Genomic DNA, 21,470 nt, shown 5'->3' on the forward strand with positions numbered 1-21,470 from the left:
CGTCAGTGGGATGCCGTGGCATCGGTGGCCGGCGCATGGGAAACGAGCGGACGGTTGGCCAGCTTGCGCAGGGCCACGTAAAACACCGGCGTCAGGAACAGGCCGAACAGGGTGACGCCCAGCATGCCGGCGAACACCGTGATGCCGGTGATCGAGCGGACTTCGGCGCCGGCACCGCTGGACAGCACCAGCGGCACGGTGCCGGCGATGAAGGCCACCGACGTCATGATGATCGGACGCAGGCGCAGGCGACAGGATTCCAGTGCTGATTCGACGATGCCCTTGCCCTGCAGCTCCAGCTCGCGGGCGAACTCGACGATCAGGATGGCGTTCTTGCACGCCAGGCCCATCAGTACCACCAGGCCCACCTGCACGAACACGTTGTTGTCGCCACCGGCCAGCCACACGCCGAACAGGGCGGACAGCAGCGTCATGGGCACGATCAGGATCACCGCCAGCGGCAGCGTCCAGCTTTCGTACAGCGCGGCCAGCACCAGGAACGCCAGCAGCACTGCCAGCGGGAACACCACCAGCGCGGCGCCGCCCTGCGTCATCTGCTGGTAGCTCAGATCGCTCCAGCCGATGCCCATGCCGGTCGGCAGCACCTGCTGCGCCAGCTCGGTGACCTTGGCCATGGCTTCGCCGGAGGACAGCACGCGCGGATCGGCGTCGCCCAGCAGGTCCGCGGCGGGATACCCGTTGAAGCGGATCACCGGGTCCGGGCCGTAGGTCTGCTTGACGCTGACCATGCTGCCGATCGGCACCATCTCGCCATTGCCGTTGCGGGTACGCAGATTGGCGATGTCCTCGACGTTGTCGCGGAACGGACCGTCGGCCTGGGCGATCACCTGCCAGGTACGGCCGAACATGTTGAAGTCGTTGACGTAGGCCGAACCGAGGTAGGTCTGCAGCGTGTCGAACAGCTCGGTCAGCGGCACGCCCTGCGCCTTCGCCTTCACCCGGTCGACCTCGGCATCCAGCTGCGGCACGTTGGCCTGGTAGCTGCTGATCGGGAAGCCCAGGCCCGGCGTCTGCGACGCCGCACCCTGGAACGCCTGCACGGCGTTCTGCAGTTCGCCATAGCCCAGGCGGGTGCGGTCCTCGATGAACAGCGACCAGCCGGAACCGTTGCCCAGGCCCTGGATGGGCGGCGGCATGAAGGCGAAAGTGAAGCCTTCCTGGATGGTGGAGAACTTCTGGTTGAGTTCGGCGGTGATCTCCTCGGCCGAACGCGAGCGCTCACCGAAGGGGTCGAGGGTGAAGAAGATCACACCGTTGTTGGGTGTGTTGGTGAACTGCAGCGGGTTGAGGCCCGGGAACGCGATCTCGCTGGCGACGCCGTCGACTTCGTTGGCGAGTGCCGCCATCTTCTTGAGCACGGTGTCGGTACGTTCGATCGAGGCGCCTTCCGGCATCTTCACGCCGGCGATCACGTACAGCTTGTCCTGCACGGGAATGAAGCCCGCCGGCACCGCCTTGAACATGAGGCCCGCACCGATCAGCAGCACCATGTAGACCGCGAACACCGCACCGCGCTTGCCGAGCGCGCGCGACACCGCGCCTTCGTAGCGCTGCGAGCTGCGGTTGAAGAAGCGGTTGAACGGACGGAACAGCCAGCCGAACAGGCGGTCGATCAGCCGCGACGGGCCGTCCTTCGGCGCATGGTGCGATCTCAGCAGCTTGGCGGCCAGCGCCGGCGACAGGGTCAGCGAGTTGATCGCCGAGATGACCGTGGAGATGGCGATGGTGACGGCGAACTGCTTGTAGAACTGGCCGGTCACGCCGGTCAGGAAGGCCATCGGCACGAACACCGCACAGAGCACCAGCGCGATGGCGATGATCGGGCCGGAGACTTCCTTCATTGCCAGGTGGGCCGCTTCCAGCGGCGTGGCGCCGAGTTCGATGTGGCGCTCGACGTTCTCCACCACCACGATGGCGTCGTCCACCACGATGCCGATGGCCAGCACCAGGCCGAACAGGGTCAAGGTGTTGATCGAGTAGCCCAGCAGGTACAGCACGGCGAACGTACCGACCACCGAGACCGGTACCGCCAGCAACGGGATGATGGAAGCGCGCCAGGTCTGCAGGAACAGGATCACCACCAGCACCACCAGCAGGGTGGCTTCCAGCAGGGTCATGACGACGGACTTGATGGAGTCGCGGACGAAGATGGTGGTGTCGTAGATCGACTGGATCTCCACGCCCGGCGGCAGCGTCGGGCGGATCTCGTCCATCTTGGCGACCACGGCGTCGCGGATCTCCAGCGCGTTGGCGCCGGGGGCCTGGAAGATGCCGATGGCCGAGGCGTTCTTGCCGTCCAGGCGGGCGCGCAGCGTGTAGTCGCCGGCGGCCAGTTCGATGCGGGCGACATCGGCCAGGCGCACGATCTCGCCGTCGGTGCCGCTCTTCAGCACGATGTTGCCGAATTCCTCGACGGTTTCCAGACGGCCCTTGGCGTTGATCGGCAGCAGGAAGTCGCTGCCGTTCGGCATCGGCTCGGCACCGAGCTGGCCGGCCGAGACCTGCACGTTCTGTTCGCGCACGGCGCGCAGCACGTCGCCGGCGGTCATGCCGCGGGCGGCCACCTTGTCCGGGTCCAGCCACAGGCGCATCGCGTAGTCGCCGCCGCCGAACTGCTGCGCATCGCCGACGCCCTGGATGCGAGCCAGCTCATCCTTGACGTGCAGACGCATGTAGTTGCGCAGGTACAGCGAATCGTACTTGCCGTCCTTCGAGGTCAGGTGCACGACCATCAGGAACACGGGCGACTGCTTCTGTGTGGTGACGCCCTGCCGGCGCACGTCCTCGGGCAGGCGCGCCTGTGCCTGCGCCACGCGGTTCTGCACGCGCACGGCGGCTTCGTCGGGATCGGTGCCCGGCTTGAAGGTCACCGTCAGCGACAGCACGCCATCCGAGCCGGCGACGGACTTGACGTACATCATGTCCTCGACGCCGTTGATGGCCTCTTCCAGCGGCGTGGCGACGGTTTCGGCGATCACCTTGGGGTTGGCGCCGGGGTAGACCGTACGGACGACGACCGACGGCGGTACCACTTCGGGGTATTCGCCGATCGGCAGCAACGGGATCGAGATCAGGCCGGCGGCGAAGATCACGATCGACAGCACGGCGGCGAAGATCGGCCGGTCGATGAAGAATCTTGAGAAGTCCATGGGTGGATTTCCTGGAAAGAAGAAAGAGCGTCCCCGTCGCCTGCCAGGGGAGTGGCAGGCGTGGGGTCAATCAGGGCGATGCGCGGAGCGTCAGTTCTTGGCGACGGCCTGGGTCGGCGGCGCGTCGGCCGCCCCCATCACCACGGCCTTGGCCTGCACCGGCATGCCGGGGAAGAAGACCTTCTGCACGCCGCTGACGATCACGCGGTCGCCGGCCGACAGGCCCTTCTCCACGATGCGCAGGCCGTCGGCCATGCGGCCGACCTGCACGTCGCGGCGCTGGGCCTTGCCTTCCTTGTCCACCACGTAGACGTACTTGCGGTCCTGATCGGTCAGTACCGCCTTGTCGTCCACCAGCGCGGCCTTGAATTCACCGCTGCCCAGCAGGCGTACGCGGGCATACAGGCCGGGGGTGAAGACGCGGTCGGCGTTGTCCAGCAGCGCGCGGGCGCGGATGGTGCCGGTGCTGCGGTCCACCTGGTTGTCGAGGAAGTCGACCACGCCCGCATGCGGGAAGTCGGTTTCGTCGGCCAGTGCCACCTGCACGGGCACCTTGCCGTCGCGTTCGCTGGGACGCTCGCCGTTGCGGGCCATCTCGGCGTAGCGCAGGAAGGCGCGTTCGTCGGCATCGAAGTGCACGTGCACCTTGTCCAGCGAGACGACGGTCGTCAGCACGCTGGCGGCATCGCCGGCGCTGACCAGGTTGCCGGCGGTGACCAGCGCACGACCGGCGCGGCCATTGATGGGGGCGCGCACCTGGGTCCATTCCAGGTTCAGACGCGCGCTTTCCAGCGCGGCCTGCGCGGCGGCGACATTCGCCTGTGCCTGGTCGGCGTTGGCGCGGCGCTGTTCGTACTCCTCGGTGGACAGGGCCTGCAGGTCGGACAGGCGCTTGGCGCGCGAGGCCTCGCTGCGGCCGAGTTCGGCCAGCGTGCGGGCGCGTGCCAGTTCGGCCTGCGCGCGTGCCAGTTCGGCACGGTAGCTGCGCGCGTCGATGGTGAAGAGAACGTCGCCCTTCTTCACTTCCTGGCCTTCGGTGTAGTTGACGCGATCGATGTAGCCGGATACGCGCGGACGCAGGTCGACGTGCTCGATGGCCTCGACGCGGCCACTGAATTCGTCCCACTGGCTGACCGACTTCACGGGTACGGCCGCGACGCTGACCTCCGGCGGGGGCGGCGCGCCGTGTTCGGCGGCCTGTCCGCTGCAGCCGGCCAGCACGGCAAGGGCGAGCGCACTGAACGCACCCAGCGCCAGCAGACGGCGGGCGCGCGGGGGAGTGGGGAGATTCGTGTTCATGGGTGGTGGTCTCTTGGGGGAGAGGAGGAAACGGGGGCCAAGACTGCGACCTGAAGTCAGGTTGAGGTCAAGCGGCGGATCGGATCGATGCAGGCGGAGACGGAGCGGTGCGTTGCGGCGTGACAGTCAGGCGGATGCGCGGCCATTGCGCCGGGCGCCGGCGACGGCCCACAACGCGTCCTCGAAGTCGCACGCCACGGTCTGCTCCGGCGGCTTCGCGTCGCGCGCGGACCAGGTGACGATGGATTGCGAAGAGCGGCCGGTGCGCGTCAGCAGCGATACCGCGCTGCGTCCGACGGCCAGCGCATCGGGCCATTCCGCGCACGCGTTGATCGCGTTTTCAGGCGTGCATACCGGCTTGTCCACCGACAGCAGCTGCACGCGCACGCCGAGGGCATGCGCTTCTTCGTGCAGCACCTGCGCCAGCATGCGCATCGCGGCGCCGGTGACCGAGGCATGGCCATAGCCGGACCAGCCGCGCTCCGCATACGGCCCGCCGATCAGCACGTAGTTGGCGGCGGTCTGGCTTTCGGCCAGCACCGGCAGCAGGTGGCGGGCGGCGGCGAGATGCGGGATCAGGTCGGCTTCGAGCTTTTCCAGCAGGAACGATGCCGGGCGATCCAGCAGGCGTCCGCTCTGCAGCGGCGTGCCCATGCTGGCGAACACCGCACGCAGCGGGCGACCACGTTCGCGCACCTGCTCGGCCAGGCGCGCGGCATCGCGGTCGTCGTGGATGCACGGGGAATGGATCAGCTCCAGTCCTGGCTCGTCCTCGAAATGTTCCGCCAGCGCACTCATGCGCGGGCCGTCGCGACCGACCGCCAGCACCGGGCTGCCGGCTTCGAGCAGCGCACCGACCACGCCGAATCCGACGTTGCCGCCTGCGCCCAGCACCAGCGCGCCCGGGGTGAGGGTGTCCTTCATCGTGTTCACTGCTTGCTCCGCATCGAAAGCGGTGCGATACGCGCGCTGGCACCGGCCGCCTTCACCCGCAGGCGCAGACGACCGCCATCGGCCAGATGGCGGGGCAGCGTGAATTCGCGGAAGCCGGTGGCCTTGCTTGCGAACGGCAGGCGCACGGCGGACCGACCCGTCGCGGGGGAGGATGACGACGGGTCGGCCGGCCTGCGGAAGCGTTCGGCCAGCGCACGCGCAACGGCACGGAGCCAGCGCATGGCGGCACTCGGAAAGGAAAAAGGCATGGGCGCCAGTCTGGCGACCGGTGCGGTGATCGCGATATCCGGATCCTGTTGCGCGATTGCCTGATCCTGCACGCCCTCGAGGGGGGGGGCCACGAACGCCTGGCAGGTGCCAAGGCGCAGCGCGGGGGTGCTGCGGTCATCGGCACCGGGGGCGACGCCGTTCGTCGGAAGGAGACGGGCTAGTGTCCCGCTCATGGGATGAATCCTCCCGCGACCGGGATAATCCCAGCCAGCGAGGCAAACCCGCCCATGCGGCGTCCACCACCCAGCACGCCACCACGCTGCGACCGCGGCGCGGCCACGTGGCCCGGGAGATCCCGCAACAACAGGCTTTTTCCGCGACGGAAAGCGCGTGGTGCCGGGGCTTCCTGCGGATCTTCGGGGTGTTCCAGGGATTGGAAGAGGCGGGCGAACAGCATGGGGGCGGTACCCGGTGGAGGACGATAGGCGCCACGTTACGCCCCCAATGAGGACTTGATTAGTCCTGATTTAGGGGAATAATCATCCCGTCAGCGGGCCAATGTGCCCTTCGTCCTCTGGAGTCATACGATGAGCCACGATCTCAACGACACCCTGATCTTCGTCAAGGTGGTGGAGCAGGGCAGCTTCATCGCCGCTGCCAATGTGCTGCGCCTGCCCAAGACCACGGTCAGCCGCAAGGTGCAGGAGCTGGAGACGCGCCTCGGCGCGCAACTGCTGCACCGGACCACGCGCAAGCTGGGCCTCACCGAAGCCGGCAACGTCTACTACGAACACTGCCAGCGCATCGCGCGCGAATTGAACGAGGCCGCGAGTGCGGTCAGCCAGCTGCACGCCGGTCCCCGCGGCTGGTTGCGCTTCACCGCGCCGTACTCGATCGGCATCGACAAGATCTCGCCGCTGCTGGGCGAATTCCATGCGCAGTATCCCGAGATCCGCGTGGAGATGGTGCTCGCCAACGACACGCTCGACCTGATCTCTGGCGAGATCGATGTGGCGCTGCGCATAGGCAGCCTGCCGGATTCCAACCTCGTCGCGCGCCGGCTGAGCACTCTGCGCACGCAGGTGTATGCCAGCCCGAAGTACCTGGCGCGTTATGGCGAGCCGCTGCATCCCGACGACCTGCAGCACCATCGCGTGCTGGCCATGCAGAAGCACCGCCGCGGCAACGGGTGGGCGATGACGCTCAGTGATGCGAGCGGCGAGCGCGACTACCCGATCAACCCCATCCTGGTCGCGAACGACCCGGCCGCGCTCAAGGGCGCATTGCTGTGCGGGGAGGGATTGATGCTGGGCGCCGATGTCATGGTGAAGTCGTACCTGGAGCAGGGCCACCTGCAGCGTGTCCTGGCTGGCTGGACCGGGCAGGAGTACGAGTTCAACGCGGTCTTCCCGCGCGGCCACGTGCAGTCGCCGAAGGTGCGCGCGTTCGTCGATTTCCTGGTCGAGCGGATGAAGTTCGACGTGGACTACATGATGGAACACTGCCCGGTCTACCTGAAGCAGCAGGCCGAAGCGCGCGCCGCCGCCGGGACGGCGCCCGAGGCCGAAGCCGCGGCAGCGGTGGGGCGCAAGGTGCTGGCCGACGTGCTGAGTTGACGACGGCAGCCGCGCAACGTCGGCCCAACGTTCGTTGCGTCCCGTTGGCGGTTGCGGCTCCCCCCGCGGCTTGCGAACACGAGCAAAGGCAAGCTGGGTCCCGGCGTTCGCCGGGACGACGGTGGATGCGGTCGGGTTCCGGCTAACGATTCCCGAACGCAAGCCGGCGTGCGGCTGGCTAGGATGGAGGCGCATCGCCGGAGCTGGGTTGTCGCGCCATGGATGGACCACCGCACCGCGTCTGCCACCTGACCAGGAATCCGAACGATGAACAAGCTGATGACAGCATCGATGGTGCTGTGCCTCGCGGCCTGTGCGCCATCTGCGCCCGAGGTGGATACCCGGGCCACGCCCGCGGCGGCGCCCGCGCAGGCGGCGGTGGTCAAGACGGCGGCACCTCCCGCCGAGGTTGCGGACGACCCTGCGGCGGTCAACCAGACGATCGATGAAGTGCTGGGCGAGCACGCGCGCTATGAAGCCGTGATCCGCCAACTGCAGCAGGCGGTCGCAGCGAACGACGCGGCGGCCGTGGCCGCGCTGGTGGACTATCCGTTCTCCACCGTGCGGGAAGGGCAGCCGATGAAGGTGGCGGATGCCGAAGCGTTCGTGCGCGACTACGACAGGATCATGCTGCCGGCCATCGCCGAGGCCATCACGCGGCAGAAGTACTCGCAGTTGATGGTCAACTACAAGGGCGTGATGTTCGGCAACGGCGAAGCCTGGGTGAACGGCATCTGCAAGGATGACGCGTGCAAGGATGTCGACGTGCGCGTGGTGGCGCTGCAGCCGACGTCCTGATCCGATCATTGCCCTCGCGAATTAAGGTCCCTGTAGGAGCGACGCGAGTCGCGACCGCACGGTGTAGCGCCGGGAAGCGCCCAATCGGCAGGAACAGACCGAATGATGATGTTCCTTTGTTTGTCTTAGTGGGTTCGGCTTACGTGCGCCGATAGCGTGCGGTCGCGACTCGCGTCGCTCCTACAGGGGATTGAGAAAGGGCGGCCAATGGCCGCCCTTCTTCTTGACGCATCGTGCTTCGCTTATTCCACCAGCACATCCACGCGCCGCGCTTCATCGGCATCGCCGCCGCCGGTGGTCTGCGCCGGCTTGTCGAGCGCGATCCGCTCCACCGCCACGCCATTGACCACCAGCCATTGCTGGATGGCCTCGGCGCGCTGCTTCGCCAGCGCCTCGTTCGCAGCGGCATCGCCACTGGCATCGTGGAAGCCGGACACGCGGACACGCTTGCCCGGATCGGCACCGAGCGTGCCCAGCACGCCGGCCATCCGCGCGCTGGTATCCGAGGGCACCACGGCCGATCCGCTGTCGAACAGGATGCGCGCACTGCGTCCGTCCACCACCTCACCGGCGGCCATCGGCGCGGCATGCGCGGCGACCTCCGTCGACGTGGCGCTGCCCAGCCAGCCGTTGACCGGCAGCACCGGCACCAGCAGCAGCGCGACGATGTTGATGATCTTGATCAGCGGATTGATCGCGGGGCCGGCGGTGTCCTTGTAGGGGTCACCGACCGTGTCGCCGGTGACGGCGGCCTTGTGCGCCTCGCTGCCCTTGCCGCCATGGTGGCCGTCCTCGATGTACTTCTTGGCGTTGTCCCATGCGCCGCCGCCGGTGGTCATCGAGATGGCCACGAACAGGCCGGTGACGATGGTGCCGATCAACAGGCCCCCCAGCGCCTGCGGTCCCAGCAGCAGGCCGACGATGATCGGCACGATCACCGGCAGTAGCGACGGCACGATCATTTCCTTGATCGCCGACTTGGTCAGCATGTCCACGGCCTTGCTGTAGTCCGGCTTGCCGGTGCCCGCCATGATCCCGGGGATCTCGCGGAATTGCCGGCGCACTTCCTCCACCACGCTGCCCGCCGCGCGGCCCACGGCTTCCATCGCCATCGCGCCGAACAGGTACGGGATCAGGCCGCCGATCAGCAGGCCGACGATCACCAGGTGGTTGGACAGGTCGAAGGTGAACACCGTGCCGGGGTGCGCGGTCTGCAGGTTGTGCGTGTAATCGGCGAACAGCACCAGCGCGGCCAGTGCGGCAGAACCGATCGCATAACCCTTGGTCACCGCCTTGGTGGTGTTGCCCACCGCATCCAGCGGATCGGTGATGGCACGGATTTCCGGCGGCAGTTCCGCCATTTCCGCGATGCCACCGGCGTTGTCGGTGATGGGGCCGTAGGCGTCCAGCGCCACGATCATGCCGGCCATCGACAGCATCGCCGTCGCGGCGATGGCGATGCCGTACAGCCCGCCCAGCGCATACGCACCGAGGATGGCGGCGCACACCGCCACCACCGGCCATGCGGTGGAGCGCATCGATACGCCCAGGCCGGCGATGATGTTGGTGCCGTGCCCGGTGGTGGATGCAGCGGCCACATGCTTGACCGGCGCGTACTGCGTGCCGGTGTAGTACTCGGTGATCCACACGATCACACCGGTCAGCACCAGTCCGACCAGCGCGCAGAAGTACAGGTTCATCGCCCCGTAGCTGGAATCGGCCATCAGCTGCGTGGTGATGGGGTAGAACGCGACGGCCGCCAGCACCGCCGACACGATCACGCCCTTGTACAGCGCCCCCATGATGGAGCCGCCCGCCTTCACCTTGACGAAGAAGGCGCCGATGATCGAGGCGATGATCGACACGCCACCGAGCACCAGGGGATATAGCACGGCGTTCTCGCCGGCCTGCGCCGCCATCAGACTGCCCAGCAGCATGGTGGCGATGATGGTGACCGCGTAGGTCTCGAACAGGTCGGCCGCCATGCCGGCGCAGTCGCCGACGTTGTCGCCGACGTTGTCGGCGATCACGGCGGGGTTGCGCGGATCATCCTCGGGGATGCCGGCTTCCACCTTGCCCACCAGGTCCGCGCCGACGTCGGCGCCCTTGGTGAAGATGCCGCCGCCCAGGCGGGCGAAGATCGAGATCAGCGACGAGCCGAAGGCCAGGCCGATCAACGCATGCAGCGCTTCGGCCTCGGTGTAGCCCATGTGCAGGTGGAGCACCGCGAAGTAGCCGACCACGCCCAGCAGGCCCAGGCCGACCACCAGCATGCCGGTGATGGCGCCGCCCTTGAAGGCCACGTCCATCGCCGCGCTGATGCCCTTTCTCGCCGCTTCGGCAGTGCGTACGTTGGCGCGCACCGAGACGTTCATGCCGATGTAGCCTGCCGCGCCGGACAGCACGGCGCCGATCAGGAAGCCGATGGCGCTGGCCCAGGAAAGGAAGAAACCGATCAGCACGAACAGCACGATGCCGGCGATGCCGATGGTGGTGTACTGCCGGTTGAGGTAGGCGCTGGCGCCCTCCTGCACGGCCGCCGCGATTTCCTGCATGCGGGCATTGCCCGCGGGCTGTTTCATGATCCAGCGCGCAGCCACCACGCCGTAGATGATCGCCACGCCGGCGCAGATCAGCGCCAGCGTCAAACCGTGTTGTTCCAGCATGACCCCTCCCAAGGTTGATGGATGTCGTCCAGCAGAACGCTTGAACACGCAACCCAATCCCGGTGGAGCCTGTTGAACGATTGAGCGCACTCGACCGCTGCGATGGACTGCAGCACGAAACCCTTGTTCAGACATCCCTGGAGCTGGCCCGAGTATGACCGGATGCGATGCGTGCCGCCAGCGGTGACGGGCCGGTTCAGGCATTCCATGCCAGCCTTTCGCCCCCGATCCTGTTTTCGCATCCGTTTCAAGGAGTTGCCATGCGCCAGACCGTCGCACTACCGTTGCTCGCCGCCTGCCTCGCACTGGCGCTGCCCGCACAGGCGGCCGATCCGGCGCCCGAGATCCAGCGTCCTGCCGGCGCGCCGCAGGCGGTCGGTGCGGTGCACAGCCTGCGGCAGATCCCCGAGGCTTGCGCGCGGCTGGAAGGCGCCTTCACCGGCGACGCGACGCAGCCTTATCGCTATGCCCCGGTGCGAACGAGTCCGCAGTGCCAGCCGCGCGCGCGCTTCATCGATTTCGACAAAGCGAAGCCATCGGTCGCGACAGGCTGGAAACTCAATGACGTGATCCGCGTGCCGAACGCCGCGTGTCCCTCGCAGCAGGCGGTCGTGCGTGTGTGGCGCAAGCCCGGCAGCGCCACGCCGCCGCCGCTGGATGGACAGGGCCAGTCGCGCATCTACCTGCAGGAAGCGAAGCAGCAGGCAGGCGCTGCGGCACAGGCGCCGTCGCTGACGGTGTATGCGGCGAAGCTTGAGGTGGAAGGCAAGGCCTGCAAATAAGGACGGCGACGATCTCCCTGGGGGAGACCGTCGCCGCGGGGTCCGCTTCCGCGCTTACTTCTTCGCGGGCTTGAGCTCTTTCGCCATGCCGTTGAAGGCGGCCTCGTCGGAAGGCGACAGGTTCGGGCGACCGGCCATGAAGCCCATCGTGATCGAGCCGAGCACGTAGTAGGTCTCGCCTGCTTCCACTTCCAGTGTCAGCACGTCCTTGGCTTCGGAGTGCACGGTGTACTGATGGGTGCCCGGCGCGACGGAGGCGACGAAGTACGTGCCGCTGCTGAGCTTGCCGAGCTCCGTTTCGCCTTCGCGGACCTTGTACTTCACCGCGGCGCCGGCGAATTTCTTCTCGCGGAAGAACACGATCTGGCCCATGCCTTCGGACGGTGCGCCGATCAGGCTGTCGCCCGCTGCCGGCGCAGGCGCGGGCGCTGCCTCGGGTGCTTCCGTGGCGGCAGGCGCAGCGGCCTCCTGCGATTGGGCGTGGCCGGCCGCCATCGGCAGCAGCAGGGCGAGGCAGAGCAGCGAACGGTTCAACGGATGACGCATGGGTTACTCCTGTGTGTCGGGTGGTTTCGGGGTGGAGGGGATGTCGGACGTCGAGGGCGTCGGGGCCGCCGCGTCTGGCGCGATGCCGCTCGTGGTGGCTTCCGTGGAAAAGGAGCCGGCGAGCTTGGCCGTCGCCGTCGTCAGCGCGGGTATTTCGATTTCCTTGCCGTGGATGAAGTGCGCGAAGGGTCCGATGCCTAGCGACGCGCCCAGTGCGGCGCCGCTGGTGTCGCGTCCTGCACCTCCCAGCTTGAAGCCGCGCAGCCGGATGGTGTGGTCGCCGATCTGGAGGCGCCGCGCCGCGAGGATGAGTTCGCCGGGTTTGCCTCCACCGCGCGAGGGCTCGGCATGCACGATCTCGCCGGTGCCTTCGATGCCGGCGGGGATCACGACCGCATCGTCCACGACCACCGGTTCCTTCAGGCGCAGACGGAAGGCGTCGCCGCGGTGGGCGTGCGCGGAACTGATGGGGTCGAGTATCTCGATGACGAGCAGCGTGCCATCAGGCAGTACGCAGCACGCAGGCTGCGCTGCTTCACCGCTGACGGGAGCAGGTGGCACCGGCGCGTCCTGCGCGCCGCACGGCAAGGCGCACAGTACCGCGAGCAGGCCCGCGGCCACGCATGTCCATTGTCTTAGCATGTTCCCCCCTGGCGGCAACGCTAGCGCAACAGAAGGGGGTCGCCAAGCGGGGGAAGCGGCCATTCCGTGGCCAGGGCCGGGTGCCGCAGGCGCCCGCTACGAAGCGGCAGGGGTACCCTGGTGATAGGACAGCTGCCAGCCGAGCGCGGTATGTCGCCATACCGACATGCGCAGCGCGGCACTGTGCCGTGTGCCGTCGCCAGCGATTCCGTGCGAGGCGAAGTGCAGCAACGCCACGCCGTCCGAGAGCCGCTCGATGCGGTGATCGTAGGCGAGGACGCGGGGCGGAGACGGGCGATCGGCGAGAAAGTCGATGACGGTCTGCCGCGTGTAGCGCGTGCCCGAACGGCCCACCTCATGGAAGTCGGCATGCAACAGGCGCTCCAGCCGTTCGCGCGTGCAGGTCACGCCGGGGTGATGGAGTTCGGATTCGAGGGCCGACAGTTCGGCGAGCAGATCATCCATCGGGCCATGCTAGCGCGAGGAGACGGCGGTCAGGACGTTGTGCGCAGGGTGGAGCTTGCCGCGTCCTTGTGCGCGAGATACTGCCCGAAACGGTAGCCGGCGCCTGCTACAGCGAGCCCGATGGCGACGGCAAGCAGTCCGATGAGCACTTTGCGGAACATGGGAGCACCCGGTGGCGTGGCGACGGATCCACGCTAGCACCACCGCGCAAGCCGCGACGGTGCCTGAAGTCATCCTGCCTTGATGCTGGCGCCGCGTTCGGCCAGCAGCGCGCGCAGCACCGACCGGTGGCAGTGTGCTTCGTCCTCGCAGTAGCAGCCGACCGAGAAGTCGCTGCCGTGCGACAGCGCGGCGAGCAGGTCCAGCGTGCGGGCATTGTCGGGCACGGCCATCTCGGCGCGATACTTCCTGGCGAAGGCAGCCCAGGCCTTGGGTGTCGTCGCCTCCTGCGCCTGCTTCACCAGCTCCGTGCTGGGCGCGAGATTGGGATACCAGACGTCGTACCAGTCCTGCGCCGCGAACTCCGCCTTCGGCACGCCACGTGGCGGCCTGCGCACCGTGCCGATGCGCAGGCCTTCGTCCTTCGCGCGCGGACTGCCAAGCCGGACGATGCGCAGCGTCACGCGTCCGTCAGCCTTCCCACGCCGGCAGTTTCTTCTTCACCGCCACGTTTTTCAGCGCGACGTACTTGGGCAGGCCGTCGGTGCCATAGGGCGGATAGGCTTCGCCGCGGATCAGCGGCTGCAGGTACTTCCGCGCGGCGGGCGTGATGCCGTACCCGTCCTTGCGGATGAAGCCCGGCGGGAATTTCTTCTCGTGGTTGGCCACCTTCGACAGCGGCGCGGCCTCGATCTTCCAGCGGAACGGTGCGTCGGACGTGCGCACGATCACCGGCATCACCGCGTTCTGTCCCTTGAGCGCGAACTGCACGGCGGCCTTGCCCACCGCCTGCGCCTGCTCCCAATCGGTCTTCGAGGCGATGTGGCGCGCCGACCGCTGCAGGTAGTCGGGCAGGGTCCAGTGCACTTTCAGGCCCAACTGGTCCTTCACCCGGCCCGCCAGGTAGGACGCCACGCCACCGAGCTGCGTATGGCCGAACGAGTCCCTGCCCCCGCCGGCATCGGCGACGAAGCGGCCATCGGCATGCTGGATGCCTTCGCTGGCCACCACCACGCACCAGCCCACGCGGTCGACGACCTTCTTCACCTGCGCGAGGAACTGCGTCTCGTCATAGGCGCGCTCCGGGAACAGGATGATGTGCGGCGCCTCGTCGGGCGACTGGCCGGCCATGCCCGCCGCCGCGGCCAGCCATCCGGCGTGCCGGCCCATGGCCTCGTAGACGAAGACCTTGGTGGAGGTTTCCGCCATCGCCGCCACGTCCAGCGCGGCTTCCCGCACGGAGACCGCCGTGTACTTCGCCGCCGAGCCGAAGCCGGGGCAGGTATCGGTGACAGCCAGGTCGTTGTCGACCGTCTTCGGCACGCCGATGCAGGTCAGCGGGTAGTCGAACGCCTGCGCCAGCTGCGAGACCTTCCACGCCGTGTCGGCCGAATCGTTGCCGCCGTTGTAGAGGAACCAGCGCACGTCGTGCGCCTTCAGCACGGCCAGCAGGCGCTCGTACTTCGCGCGGTCGGCCTCCAGCGATTTCAGCTTCACGCGGCAGCTGCCGAAGGCACCGCCCGGCGTGTGGGCCAGGGCGCGGATGGCGGCGGCCGACTCCTTGCTGGTGTCGATCAACTCCTCGCGCAGGGCGCCGAGGATGCCGTTGCGTGCCGCCAAGACCTTGATTTTCCGGGCCCGCGCTTCGGTGATGACCGCCGATGCGGAGGCGTTGATGACGGCGGTGACACCGCCGGACTGCGCATAAAGTAGGGTGCCAGATGCCATGTGGGGTTCGTTCCGGGTTGCCGGGATGCGGTAAGCTTCACACAGATGACGCGGTGCAGCGCGGCGCCCGGCGCCCGGCGCGGTCCACCGCCCGCAGGATTCCAGTTTGGGAGTTACAGCATGCGATTGGTTCTACTGGGCCCACCCGGGTCGGGCAAGGGCACTCAGGCGGCGCGCCTGAAGGACTACCTGCAGGTACCACACATCTCCACCGGCGACCTTCTGCGCGCCGAAGTGGCCGCCGGCAGCCCGCTGGGCCTGCAGGCCAAGGAAATCATGGCGCGCGGCGACTTCGTCAGCGACGACATCCTGCTCGGCATGCTGGAAGACCGCTTCGCACGCCCCGACACCGCCAACGGTTTCATCCTGGACGGCTATCCGCGCAACCAGGCCCAGGCCGATGCGCTGGGCACGTTGCTGGCCCGGCTTGGCCAGCCCATGGACTATGCGGTGCAACTGGAAGTGCCGGCCGACCTGCTGGTCGAACGCATCGCCGGCCGTGCCGCCGCCGAAGGCCGCGACGATGACACGCCCGAGGTGGTGCGCAACCGCCTGGACAAATACACCACCCAGACCGCGCCGGTGATCGATTACTACCGCCAGCACGGCCAGCTGACCGTGGTGGACGGCGTGGGTTCGCTGGACGAGGTGTTCACCCGCATCACCGAGGCGCTGGCACCGGCCAAGGAAGTGGGCTGACGTCCCCGCATTCCCGGACGCGACTCCACGAAGCCCCGCCATGCGGGGCTTCTTCGTTGAGGGCTGTGATGGCGGGCATCGCGGGCCGCAGGGGCCGGCTGTTATGGTCCGGGTCCCGAGGGGACGCCCGGAGTCGTCGATGAAGCGCATCGCCTGCCTGCTGCTTGCCAGCCTGCTCACCGCATCGGCCGCCGAAGCCAGGGACTTCCTGCGCGCGCAGGGCACGCAGATCGTCAACGAGGCGGGCAGGCCGGTGATCCTGCGCGGGATGGGGCTGGGCGGCTGGATGCTGCAGGAAGGCTACATGCTGGACATCGACGGCACGGGCACGCAGCGCAGCATCCATGCGCGCATCGCCGAGCTGATCGGGCCGGAGAAGGCCGATGCCTTCTACCAGGCCTGGCGAGACAACCACACCACCAAGGCCGACATCGACGCGATGGCGCGCTGGGGGTTCAACTCCGTGCGCCTGCCGATGCACTACGCGCTGTACACGCTGCCGGTGGAACAGGAGCCGGTCGCCGGCCGGCAGACCTGGGTGGAAGAAGGCTTCCGCCGTACCGACGAACTGCTGGCCTGGGCCAAGGCCAATGATCTGTACCTGATCCTCGACCTGCACGCCGCGCCCGGCGGGCAGGGCAACGACCACAACATCGCCGACCGCGATCCCACGCAGCCCTCGCTGTGGGACGACCCGCGCCACCAGGACAAGATGGAGGCACTGTGGAAGAAGCTGGCGCAGCGCTACAGGGACGAGCCGTACATCGCCGCGTACGACATCATCAACGAGCCCAACTGGGGCTTCGCCGACAAGGCCGACAGCAACGGCTGCAAGGAAGACGGCAACGTGCCGTTGAAGGACCTGCTGGTCCGCACCACGCGCGCGATCCGCGAGGTGGACAAACGCCACATCATCGTCATCGAGGGCAACTGCTGGGGCAACAACTACCGCGGCGTGCTGGACGACGGCCCGTGGGACGACAACCTGGTGATCAGCTTCCACAAGTACTGGAACGTCACCACGCGCGCGAGCATCGCCGACCTGCTGGCGCTGCGCGACAGGCACCGCATGCCCCTGTGGCTGGGCGAAACCGGCGAGAACTCCAACGACTGGTTCGCCCGCACCGTGGCCCTTGTCGAAGGCGAGGGCATCGGCTGGGCGTGGTGGCCGCTGAAGAAGATCCGCTACAACAACCCGCTGCAGGTGGTGCCGAACGACGGCTATCGCAAGGTGCTGGCGTACTGGAAGGGGGAAGGCCCCAGGCCTTCGCGGGAGGATGCCGAAGCTGCGTTGATGCGCTTCGCCTCGCATGACGTGCGCTACGAGAACAACGTGCAGCACCCGGACGTGGTCGATGCGCTGTTCCGCGCGCCGCATTCGGACCAGTCGGTGCCGTTCAAGGCGCACGCGATCGGCGCGCAGGGCGGCATCATCGCGGCGGTCGATTTCGACATGGGCCGCAACGGCGTGGCCTACCACGATCTCACGCCGGCCAATCACCATATTTCCGACGGTGGCGAGCGCGTGGTGTGGAACCCGGCCATGACCTACCGCAACGACGGTGTCGACCTGGGCAAGGGCGACGACGGTGCACTCCATGTGGCGGGCATGCGACGCGGCGAGTGGCTCAAATACACCTTCGATGCCGGTGCCGGCGGCCATTATCGGCTGGCGCTGGACGGGCGCGGCACGGGCCGTGTCTCGCTGGTGCTCAACGGGGTACCGGTGAAGGCCGCCGAACGCGCCCGCGGATTCCGTGCGCTGCGACTCGCACCCGGGCGCAACACGCTGGTAGTGAAGGCCGAGAGCGATGGCCTGGATCTGCAGGCCCTGCATTTTTCCCGCTGAACCCGCGTCACGTCCACGCCTTGCAGGACGTGCCGAACCCGGCGCGCTCGGCTAAAGTTCGCGGACTCATTCCGGAACCGCAGTCTTGAAGATCCACATCCTCGGCATCGCCGGCACCTTCATGGGCGGCGTGGCCGCCCTGGCCCGCGAACTCGGCCACACCGTCGAAGGCAGCGATCAGGCCATCTACCCGCCCATGTCGACCCAGCTCGAGCAGCTCGGCATCGCGCTGGCGCAGGGCTACCAGCCGCAGAACATCGCGCCGGACTGCGACGAGATCGTCATCGGCAATGCCCTCTCGCGCGGCAACCCCGCGGTCGAGGCGGTGCTGGACCAGGGCCGGCGCTACATCTCCGGCGCGCAATGGCTGTCCGAACGCGTGCTGCCCGGCCGCGACACGCTGGCCGTGGCGGGCACGCACGGCAAGACCACGACGACGACCATCCTGACCTACCTGCTGGAAGCGGCCGGGCGTTCGCCGGGCTTCCTGATCGGCGGCGTGGCCGAGGACTTCGGCGTATCGGCGCGCATTGGTGGCGGCCGCGAGTTCGTCGTCGAGGCCGACGAGTACGACACCGCCTTCTTCGACAAGCGCAGCAAGTTCGTCCACTACCGCCCGCTGGTCGCCATCCTCAACAATCTGGAATACGACCACGCCGACATCTTCCCGGACGTGGCGGCGATCCAGCGCCAGTTCCACCACCTGGTGCGTACCGTGCCGCGCCGTGGTCGCCTGATCGTCAACGGCGAAGACCGGAAGCTGGAAGAGGTGCTCGCAATGGGGTGCTGGACCCCGGTGGAGCGCTTCGGCTTCGATGCCGCGCTGGAGTGGAGCGCGCGCCTGATCCGCGACGACGGCAGCGCGTTCGCCGTCCGCCACCACGGCAACGAGATCGGCGAGGTGCACTGGCCCATGCTCGGCCGCCACAACGTGCTGAATGGCCTGGCCGCGCTCGCCGCCTGCCATGCGGTCGGTGTCGATGTCGCCACCGTGCTGCCGGCGCTGGCGGCGTTCCGCAGCGTGAAGCGGCGGCTGGAAGTGATCGGCCAGCACGACGGCATCACCGTCTACGACGACTTCGCCCACCATCCCACCGCCATCCACACGACCCTTGAAGGTCTGCGTGCGCGTGTCGGCGATGCGCGCATCCTGGTGGCGATGGAGCCGCGCAGCAACTCGATGCGTTCCGGCGCGCATGCCGAGGCGCTGGCACCCTCGCTCGACATCGCGGACCTGGTCGTCTTCCTGCACCGGCCGGAACTCGCGTGGGATGCAGGCAAGGTCGTCGGCGCCATCCGCGGCGACGCACGCACCGTCCCCGACGCCGATGCGCTGATCGCGGCGTTGAAGACGCAGGTGCGGCCTGGTGACCACGTGGTGTTCATGTCGAACGGCGGCTTCGACGGTGCGCCCCGACGCTTTCTCGCCGCGCTGTCGGCGACACGGGGCTAGCCACGCGCTCGCGCGTGGCGCTGCGGCGGCGCAACACGGAAGCGTCGTCCATGCCGGCGCGGCCGACAAAGGGCGCGTGGCGGATTTCGCCGTGGCGTGGGTTTCCAGATGAAGTGTGACCTGACGAGTGCGTGACCGGTCTTGCCTTGCTTTACGTGGGCGGCAGCAAGCGAACGCGGACCCTAGAGTGGCGCGGCACGGTGGATGCCGTGCTTCCAATCACACTCGGAGGTATTTCATGCAGCAGATTGCCCGCGCCATCGTCATGGCGCTTGGTGTGTTCGGCTACGCTGGCGGCGCCCACGCGACCACGTACGTGGTGACCGCCAACTCGAACAGTTTCGACGGCCAGCTCGCCAGGAAACTGGAGGCCACGGGCGCACGCATCGTGGCGACGCTGCCGCAGATCGGCGTGGCGATCGTCGAATCGGACAATCCCGCGTTCGTCTCGCTTGCGGGCCGCATTCCGGCCGTGCGCTCGGCCGTGGCCGATGTTGCGATCCACTACGACCTGCCCGCCGCGGCGGAACAGATCACCGCCGACTACGCCAATCCGCCGGCATCCGGTGACAACGACAGCTTCTTCGATTTCCAGTGGGGCCACGCCGCCATCGATGCTGCGGGCGCCTGGAACGCAGGTTACCGGGGCGCTGGCGCGACGGTCGCCGTGCTGGATTCCGGCGTCTACTGCGCGCACCTGGACATCATCCCCAATCTCAATACCGCCAAGTCGGCGTCGTTCGTCGCGGGGCAGACGTACTGCAACACCAGTGGCAGCACGCACGGCACGCATGTGATGGGCACCATCGGCGCGGCCGACAACGGCATCGGTACCATCGGCGTCGCCCCGGAGGCGGAACTGATCGCAGTGAAGGTACTGAATCCGGTGACGGGCAGCGGCTCGTTCGCCGCCATCATCCAGGGCATCGTGCACGCCGCCGATGCGGATGCTGATGTCATCAACATGAGCCTGGGCGTGAACGGCGGGCTGCAGGTGGGTGGCAGCGAGGTGGCGGAACTGGTCAACGCCACCGCCCGTGCGGTGCGATACGCCAACAAGCAGAACGCGACCGTGGTCGCATCGGCCGGCAATGATGGCCGCGACCTGGATCACGACAGCGGTCGGGTCTGCGACACCGATGGCACCTGCACCACGGTGAACCTGCGTTCGTTCCCCGGCCAACTGCCGGGCGTCATCACCGTCAGCGCGCTCGGCCCGCTGGCCTGGCTGAAGAATCCCACCGGCACCGACTTCGACATCCGCGCCAGCTATAGCAACTATGGCCAGTCGGCCATCCACTTCGGCGCTCCGGGCGGCAACTACGACTACCCGGGGACCGAGAACTGCACCTTCAAGGGCATCCTGCGCGCGTGCTGGGTGTGGGACATGGTGTTCAGCACCACGTCCGGCACCTCGGGCTACGGCTGGTCCGCCGGCACCAGCATGGCGGCACCGCACGTCTCCGGCGTCGCGGCGCTGATCATCGGCAAGCACGGTGGCGAGCTCTCGCCGGCCGCGGTGGAGCGCATCCTGCGCGCATCGGCGGACGATCTCGGCAAACCGGGCAACGACGCGACATTCGGTGCGGGACGCGTGAACGCGCAGCGTGCCGTCACGCAGTGATGCGCTGACCTCCACGCTGCCAGACGCGAGGGCCACGCCTGTCACGGCGTGGCCCTTTCGTTTCCGCTTCCCCGCGCGGAACATCGGCCTTTAAACTGCCTGCATGCACTCGCTGGAATCCCTGCCGCTGTTCCCACTGCACAAGGTGCTGTTGCCGGGTGCCGCCATGGATCTTCGCATCTTCGAGCGGCGTTACCTGGACCTGGTGCGTGATTGCGGACGCGCCGGGAGCGGGTTCGGCGTCTGCCTGATCCTGGAGGGCTCCGAAGCGGGGGCGCCCGCGACGCCCGCGGCTTACGGCGTCGAAGCGCGTATCGAGAACTTCGACATGGGCGAGGACGGACTGCTGTCGCTGCGCGTGCGCGGCCACCGGCGTTTCCACGTGGTCCGCACGCGCGTTCGCGACAACGGGCTGGTGATGGCGGATGTGGAATGGCTGTGCGCCGACGAGGACTGGGAGATCCGTCCCGAGCACGCACTGCTGGGCACCTTGCTGCAGACCATGATGGAAAAGGTGGGCAGCGATCTGAATGGATTGCCGCCGCGGATCTTCGAGCACGCCGCCTGGGTGGGATGGCGATTGGCGCAGGTGCTGCCGATCACCCCGGAACAGCGCGTGTCGATCCTGCAGGAAGACGACGTGCACGCGCGCCTGCAGCGCCTGCTGGAGTGGATCGACTGACACCGGCCCGGCAGGGAGGGCTTTAGCCTCGACCGCACATGCTGGATTTCGGGATGCCTGACGGGAGGGCGTCGGGGGTGGCTTTCAACAGCCAGCAAGGCTGGTCAGCCCCTCCTGCAGGAACCTTC

19 protein-coding genes and 1 pseudogene are annotated in these 21,470 nt (G+C 67.8%); 8 read left to right on the forward strand and 12 right to left on the reverse strand.

Annotated features, from left to right (window positions below; all coding sequences use genetic code 11):
- Positions 1-2: 2 nt before the first annotated feature.
- The 4 genes from AC3DET_RS13365 to AC3DET_RS13380 all read right to left on the reverse strand — a co-directional run bounded on the left by AC3DET_RS13365 (position 3) and on the right by AC3DET_RS13380 (position 5,866).
- On the reverse strand, positions 3-3,170 hold the full coding sequence (locus tag AC3DET_RS13365; RefSeq protein WP_446538318.1) for an efflux RND transporter permease subunit: 3,168 nt from the start codon (positions 3,168-3,170) through the stop codon (positions 3-5).
- 90 nt (positions 3,171-3,260) lie between these two features.
- Positions 3,261-4,469, reverse strand: coding sequence for an efflux RND transporter periplasmic adaptor subunit (locus tag AC3DET_RS13370; protein ID WP_446538317.1), 1,209 nt, complete (start codon positions 4,467-4,469; stop codon positions 3,261-3,263).
- A 126-nt stretch (positions 4,470-4,595) separates the two neighbouring features.
- On the reverse strand, positions 4,596-5,393 hold the full coding sequence (locus AC3DET_RS13375) for an SDR family NAD(P)-dependent oxidoreductase (protein WP_192202434.1): 798 nt from the start codon (positions 5,391-5,393) through the stop codon (positions 4,596-4,598).
- Between the two features lie 5 nt (positions 5,394-5,398).
- Positions 5,399-5,866, reverse strand: coding sequence for a hypothetical protein (locus AC3DET_RS13380; RefSeq protein WP_488391951.1), 468 nt, complete (start codon positions 5,864-5,866; stop codon positions 5,399-5,401).
- Between the two features lie 354 nt (positions 5,867-6,220).
- Here AC3DET_RS13380 and AC3DET_RS13385 point away from each other — a divergent pair, with 354 nt between their 5' ends.
- Both AC3DET_RS13385 and AC3DET_RS13390 read left to right on the forward strand, forming a co-directional pair.
- Positions 6,221-7,249 carry a LysR family transcriptional regulator gene (locus AC3DET_RS13385; RefSeq protein WP_337731646.1) on the forward strand — a complete coding sequence of 343 codons (1,029 nt, stop codon included), beginning with the start codon at positions 6,221-6,223 and terminating at the stop codon, positions 7,247-7,249.
- Between the two features lie 267 nt (positions 7,250-7,516).
- Complete coding sequence (locus tag AC3DET_RS13390; protein ID WP_192202170.1) at positions 7,517-8,047, forward strand: hypothetical protein; 531 nt, start codon at positions 7,517-7,519, stop codon at positions 8,045-8,047.
- A gap of 242 nt (positions 8,048-8,289) precedes the next feature.
- On the opposite strand, the gene AC3DET_RS13395 is transcribed toward AC3DET_RS13390, so the two are convergent.
- Entirely contained in the window at positions 8,290-8,625 is a 336-nt protein-coding gene (locus tag AC3DET_RS13395) for an OmpA family protein (protein ID WP_446538452.1), read from the reverse strand.
- Between the two features lie 60 nt (positions 8,626-8,685).
- A pseudogene (locus AC3DET_RS13400) lies at positions 8,686-10,713 on the reverse strand (sodium-translocating pyrophosphatase); the annotation flags it as partial.
- A gap of 260 nt (positions 10,714-10,973) precedes the next feature.
- On the opposite strand from AC3DET_RS13400, the gene AC3DET_RS13405 reads away from it, so the two are divergent.
- Entirely contained in the window at positions 10,974-11,495 is a 522-nt protein-coding gene (locus tag AC3DET_RS13405; RefSeq protein WP_337731645.1) for a hypothetical protein, read from the forward strand.
- Positions 11,496-11,549: 54 nt separating this feature from the next.
- On the opposite strand, the gene AC3DET_RS13410 is transcribed toward AC3DET_RS13405, so the two are convergent.
- The 6 genes from AC3DET_RS13410 to AC3DET_RS13435 all read right to left on the reverse strand — a co-directional run bounded on the left by AC3DET_RS13410 (position 11,550) and on the right by AC3DET_RS13435 (position 15,035).
- Positions 11,550-12,041: a DUF2846 domain-containing protein gene (locus tag AC3DET_RS13410; RefSeq protein WP_192202167.1), complete on the reverse strand. Its 492-nt coding sequence runs from the start codon at positions 12,039-12,041 to the stop codon at positions 11,550-11,552.
- 3 nt (positions 12,042-12,044) lie between these two features.
- On the reverse strand, positions 12,045-12,662 hold the full coding sequence (locus AC3DET_RS13415; protein WP_488391952.1) for a hypothetical protein: 618 nt from the start codon (positions 12,660-12,662) through the stop codon (positions 12,045-12,047).
- Between the two features lie 117 nt (positions 12,663-12,779).
- Positions 12,780-13,148, reverse strand: coding sequence for a nuclear transport factor 2 family protein (locus AC3DET_RS13420; RefSeq protein WP_337731642.1), 369 nt, complete (start codon positions 13,146-13,148; stop codon positions 12,780-12,782).
- Between the two features lie 29 nt (positions 13,149-13,177).
- The gene (locus AC3DET_RS13425) at positions 13,178-13,309 is read right to left on the reverse strand and encodes a hypothetical protein (protein ID WP_446538311.1); all 132 of its coding nucleotides are present in this window, start codon (positions 13,307-13,309) and stop codon (positions 13,178-13,180) included.
- 69 nt (positions 13,310-13,378) lie between these two features.
- Positions 13,379-13,771: a DUF488 domain-containing protein gene (locus tag AC3DET_RS13430; RefSeq protein WP_446538310.1), complete on the reverse strand. Its 393-nt coding sequence runs from the start codon at positions 13,769-13,771 to the stop codon at positions 13,379-13,381.
- 7 nt (positions 13,772-13,778) lie between these two features.
- Positions 13,779-15,035 (reverse strand): 6-phosphofructokinase, encoded by a 1,257-nt coding sequence (locus AC3DET_RS13435; RefSeq protein ID WP_488391953.1) that lies wholly within the window; start codon positions 15,033-15,035, stop codon positions 13,779-13,781.
- Positions 15,036-15,155: 120 nt separating this feature from the next.
- On the opposite strand from AC3DET_RS13435, the gene AC3DET_RS13440 reads away from it, so the two are divergent.
- From AC3DET_RS13440 to AC3DET_RS13460, 5 genes are all read left to right on the forward strand, one after another.
- Complete coding sequence (locus tag AC3DET_RS13440) at positions 15,156-15,734, forward strand: adenylate kinase (RefSeq protein ID WP_142125568.1); 579 nt, start codon at positions 15,156-15,158, stop codon at positions 15,732-15,734.
- A gap of 139 nt (positions 15,735-15,873) precedes the next feature.
- The gene (locus AC3DET_RS13445; RefSeq protein ID WP_488391954.1) at positions 15,874-17,583 is read left to right on the forward strand and encodes a cellulase family glycosylhydrolase; all 1,710 of its coding nucleotides are present in this window, start codon (positions 15,874-15,876) and stop codon (positions 17,581-17,583) included.
- 121 nt (positions 17,584-17,704) lie between these two features.
- Positions 17,705-19,036, forward strand: coding sequence for a UDP-N-acetylmuramate:L-alanyl-gamma-D-glutamyl-meso-diaminopimelate ligase (gene mpl / locus AC3DET_RS13450; protein ID WP_446538451.1), 1,332 nt, complete (start codon positions 17,705-17,707; stop codon positions 19,034-19,036).
- A gap of 238 nt (positions 19,037-19,274) precedes the next feature.
- Positions 19,275-20,660, forward strand: coding sequence for a S8 family peptidase (locus tag AC3DET_RS13455; RefSeq protein WP_488391955.1), 1,386 nt, complete (start codon positions 19,275-19,277; stop codon positions 20,658-20,660).
- 103 nt (positions 20,661-20,763) lie between these two features.
- Positions 20,764-21,342 carry an LON peptidase substrate-binding domain-containing protein gene (locus AC3DET_RS13460; protein WP_446538306.1) on the forward strand — a complete coding sequence of 193 codons (579 nt, stop codon included), beginning with the start codon at positions 20,764-20,766 and terminating at the stop codon, positions 21,340-21,342.
- Positions 21,343-21,470 lie beyond the last annotated feature (128 nt).

The sequence above is a fragment of the Pseudoxanthomonas sp. 97-1-1 genome, assembly GCF_057773125.1.

What these genes read in the sequence shown, in the direction of transcription:
- AC3DET_RS13420 (WP_337731642.1), bottom strand. Translation starts at nt 13,148, where the DNA reads ATGGATGATCTGCTCGCCGAACTGTCGGCCCTCGAATCCGAACTCCAT.
- mpl (WP_446538451.1), top strand. Translation starts at nt 17,705, where the DNA reads ATGGGCGGCGTGGCCGCCCTGGCCCGCGAACTCGGCCACACCGTCGAA.
- AC3DET_RS13390 (WP_192202170.1), top strand. Translation starts at nt 7,517, where the DNA reads ATGAACAAGCTGATGACAGCATCGATGGTGCTGTGCCTCGCGGCCTGT.
- AC3DET_RS13455 (WP_488391955.1), top strand. Translation starts at nt 19,275, where the DNA reads ATGCAGCAGATTGCCCGCGCCATCGTCATGGCGCTTGGTGTGTTCGGC.
- AC3DET_RS13435 (WP_488391953.1), bottom strand. Translation starts at nt 15,035, where the DNA reads ATGGCATCTGGCACCCTACTTTATGCGCAGTCCGGCGGTGTCACCGCC.
- AC3DET_RS13405 (WP_337731645.1), top strand. Translation starts at nt 10,974, where the DNA reads ATGCGCCAGACCGTCGCACTACCGTTGCTCGCCGCCTGCCTCGCACTG.
- AC3DET_RS13380 (WP_488391951.1), bottom strand. Translation starts at nt 5,866, where the DNA reads ATGAGCGGGACACTAGCCCGTCTCCTTCCGACGAACGGCGTCGCCCCC.
- AC3DET_RS13370 (WP_446538317.1), bottom strand. Translation starts at nt 4,469, where the DNA reads ATGAACACGAATCTCCCCACTCCCCCGCGCGCCCGCCGTCTGCTGGCG.
- AC3DET_RS13425 (WP_446538311.1), bottom strand. Translation starts at nt 13,309, where the DNA reads ATGTTCCGCAAAGTGCTCATCGGACTGCTTGCCGTCGCCATCGGGCTC.
- AC3DET_RS13395 (WP_446538452.1), bottom strand. Translation starts at nt 8,625, where the DNA reads ATGGCCGCCGGTGAGGTGGTGGACGGACGCAGTGCGCGCATCCTGTTC.
- AC3DET_RS13410 (WP_192202167.1), bottom strand. Translation starts at nt 12,041, where the DNA reads ATGCGTCATCCGTTGAACCGTTCGCTGCTCTGCCTCGCCCTGCTGCTG.
- AC3DET_RS13460 (WP_446538306.1), top strand. Translation starts at nt 20,764, where the DNA reads ATGCACTCGCTGGAATCCCTGCCGCTGTTCCCACTGCACAAGGTGCTG.
- AC3DET_RS13385 (WP_337731646.1), top strand. Translation starts at nt 6,221, where the DNA reads ATGAGCCACGATCTCAACGACACCCTGATCTTCGTCAAGGTGGTGGAG.
- AC3DET_RS13440 (WP_142125568.1), top strand. Translation starts at nt 15,156, where the DNA reads ATGCGATTGGTTCTACTGGGCCCACCCGGGTCGGGCAAGGGCACTCAG.
- AC3DET_RS13365 (WP_446538318.1), bottom strand. Translation starts at nt 3,170, where the DNA reads ATGGACTTCTCAAGATTCTTCATCGACCGGCCGATCTTCGCCGCCGTG.
- AC3DET_RS13375 (WP_192202434.1), bottom strand. Translation starts at nt 5,393, where the DNA reads ATGAAGGACACCCTCACCCCGGGCGCGCTGGTGCTGGGCGCAGGCGGC.
- AC3DET_RS13445 (WP_488391954.1), top strand. Translation starts at nt 15,874, where the DNA reads ATGAAGCGCATCGCCTGCCTGCTGCTTGCCAGCCTGCTCACCGCATCG.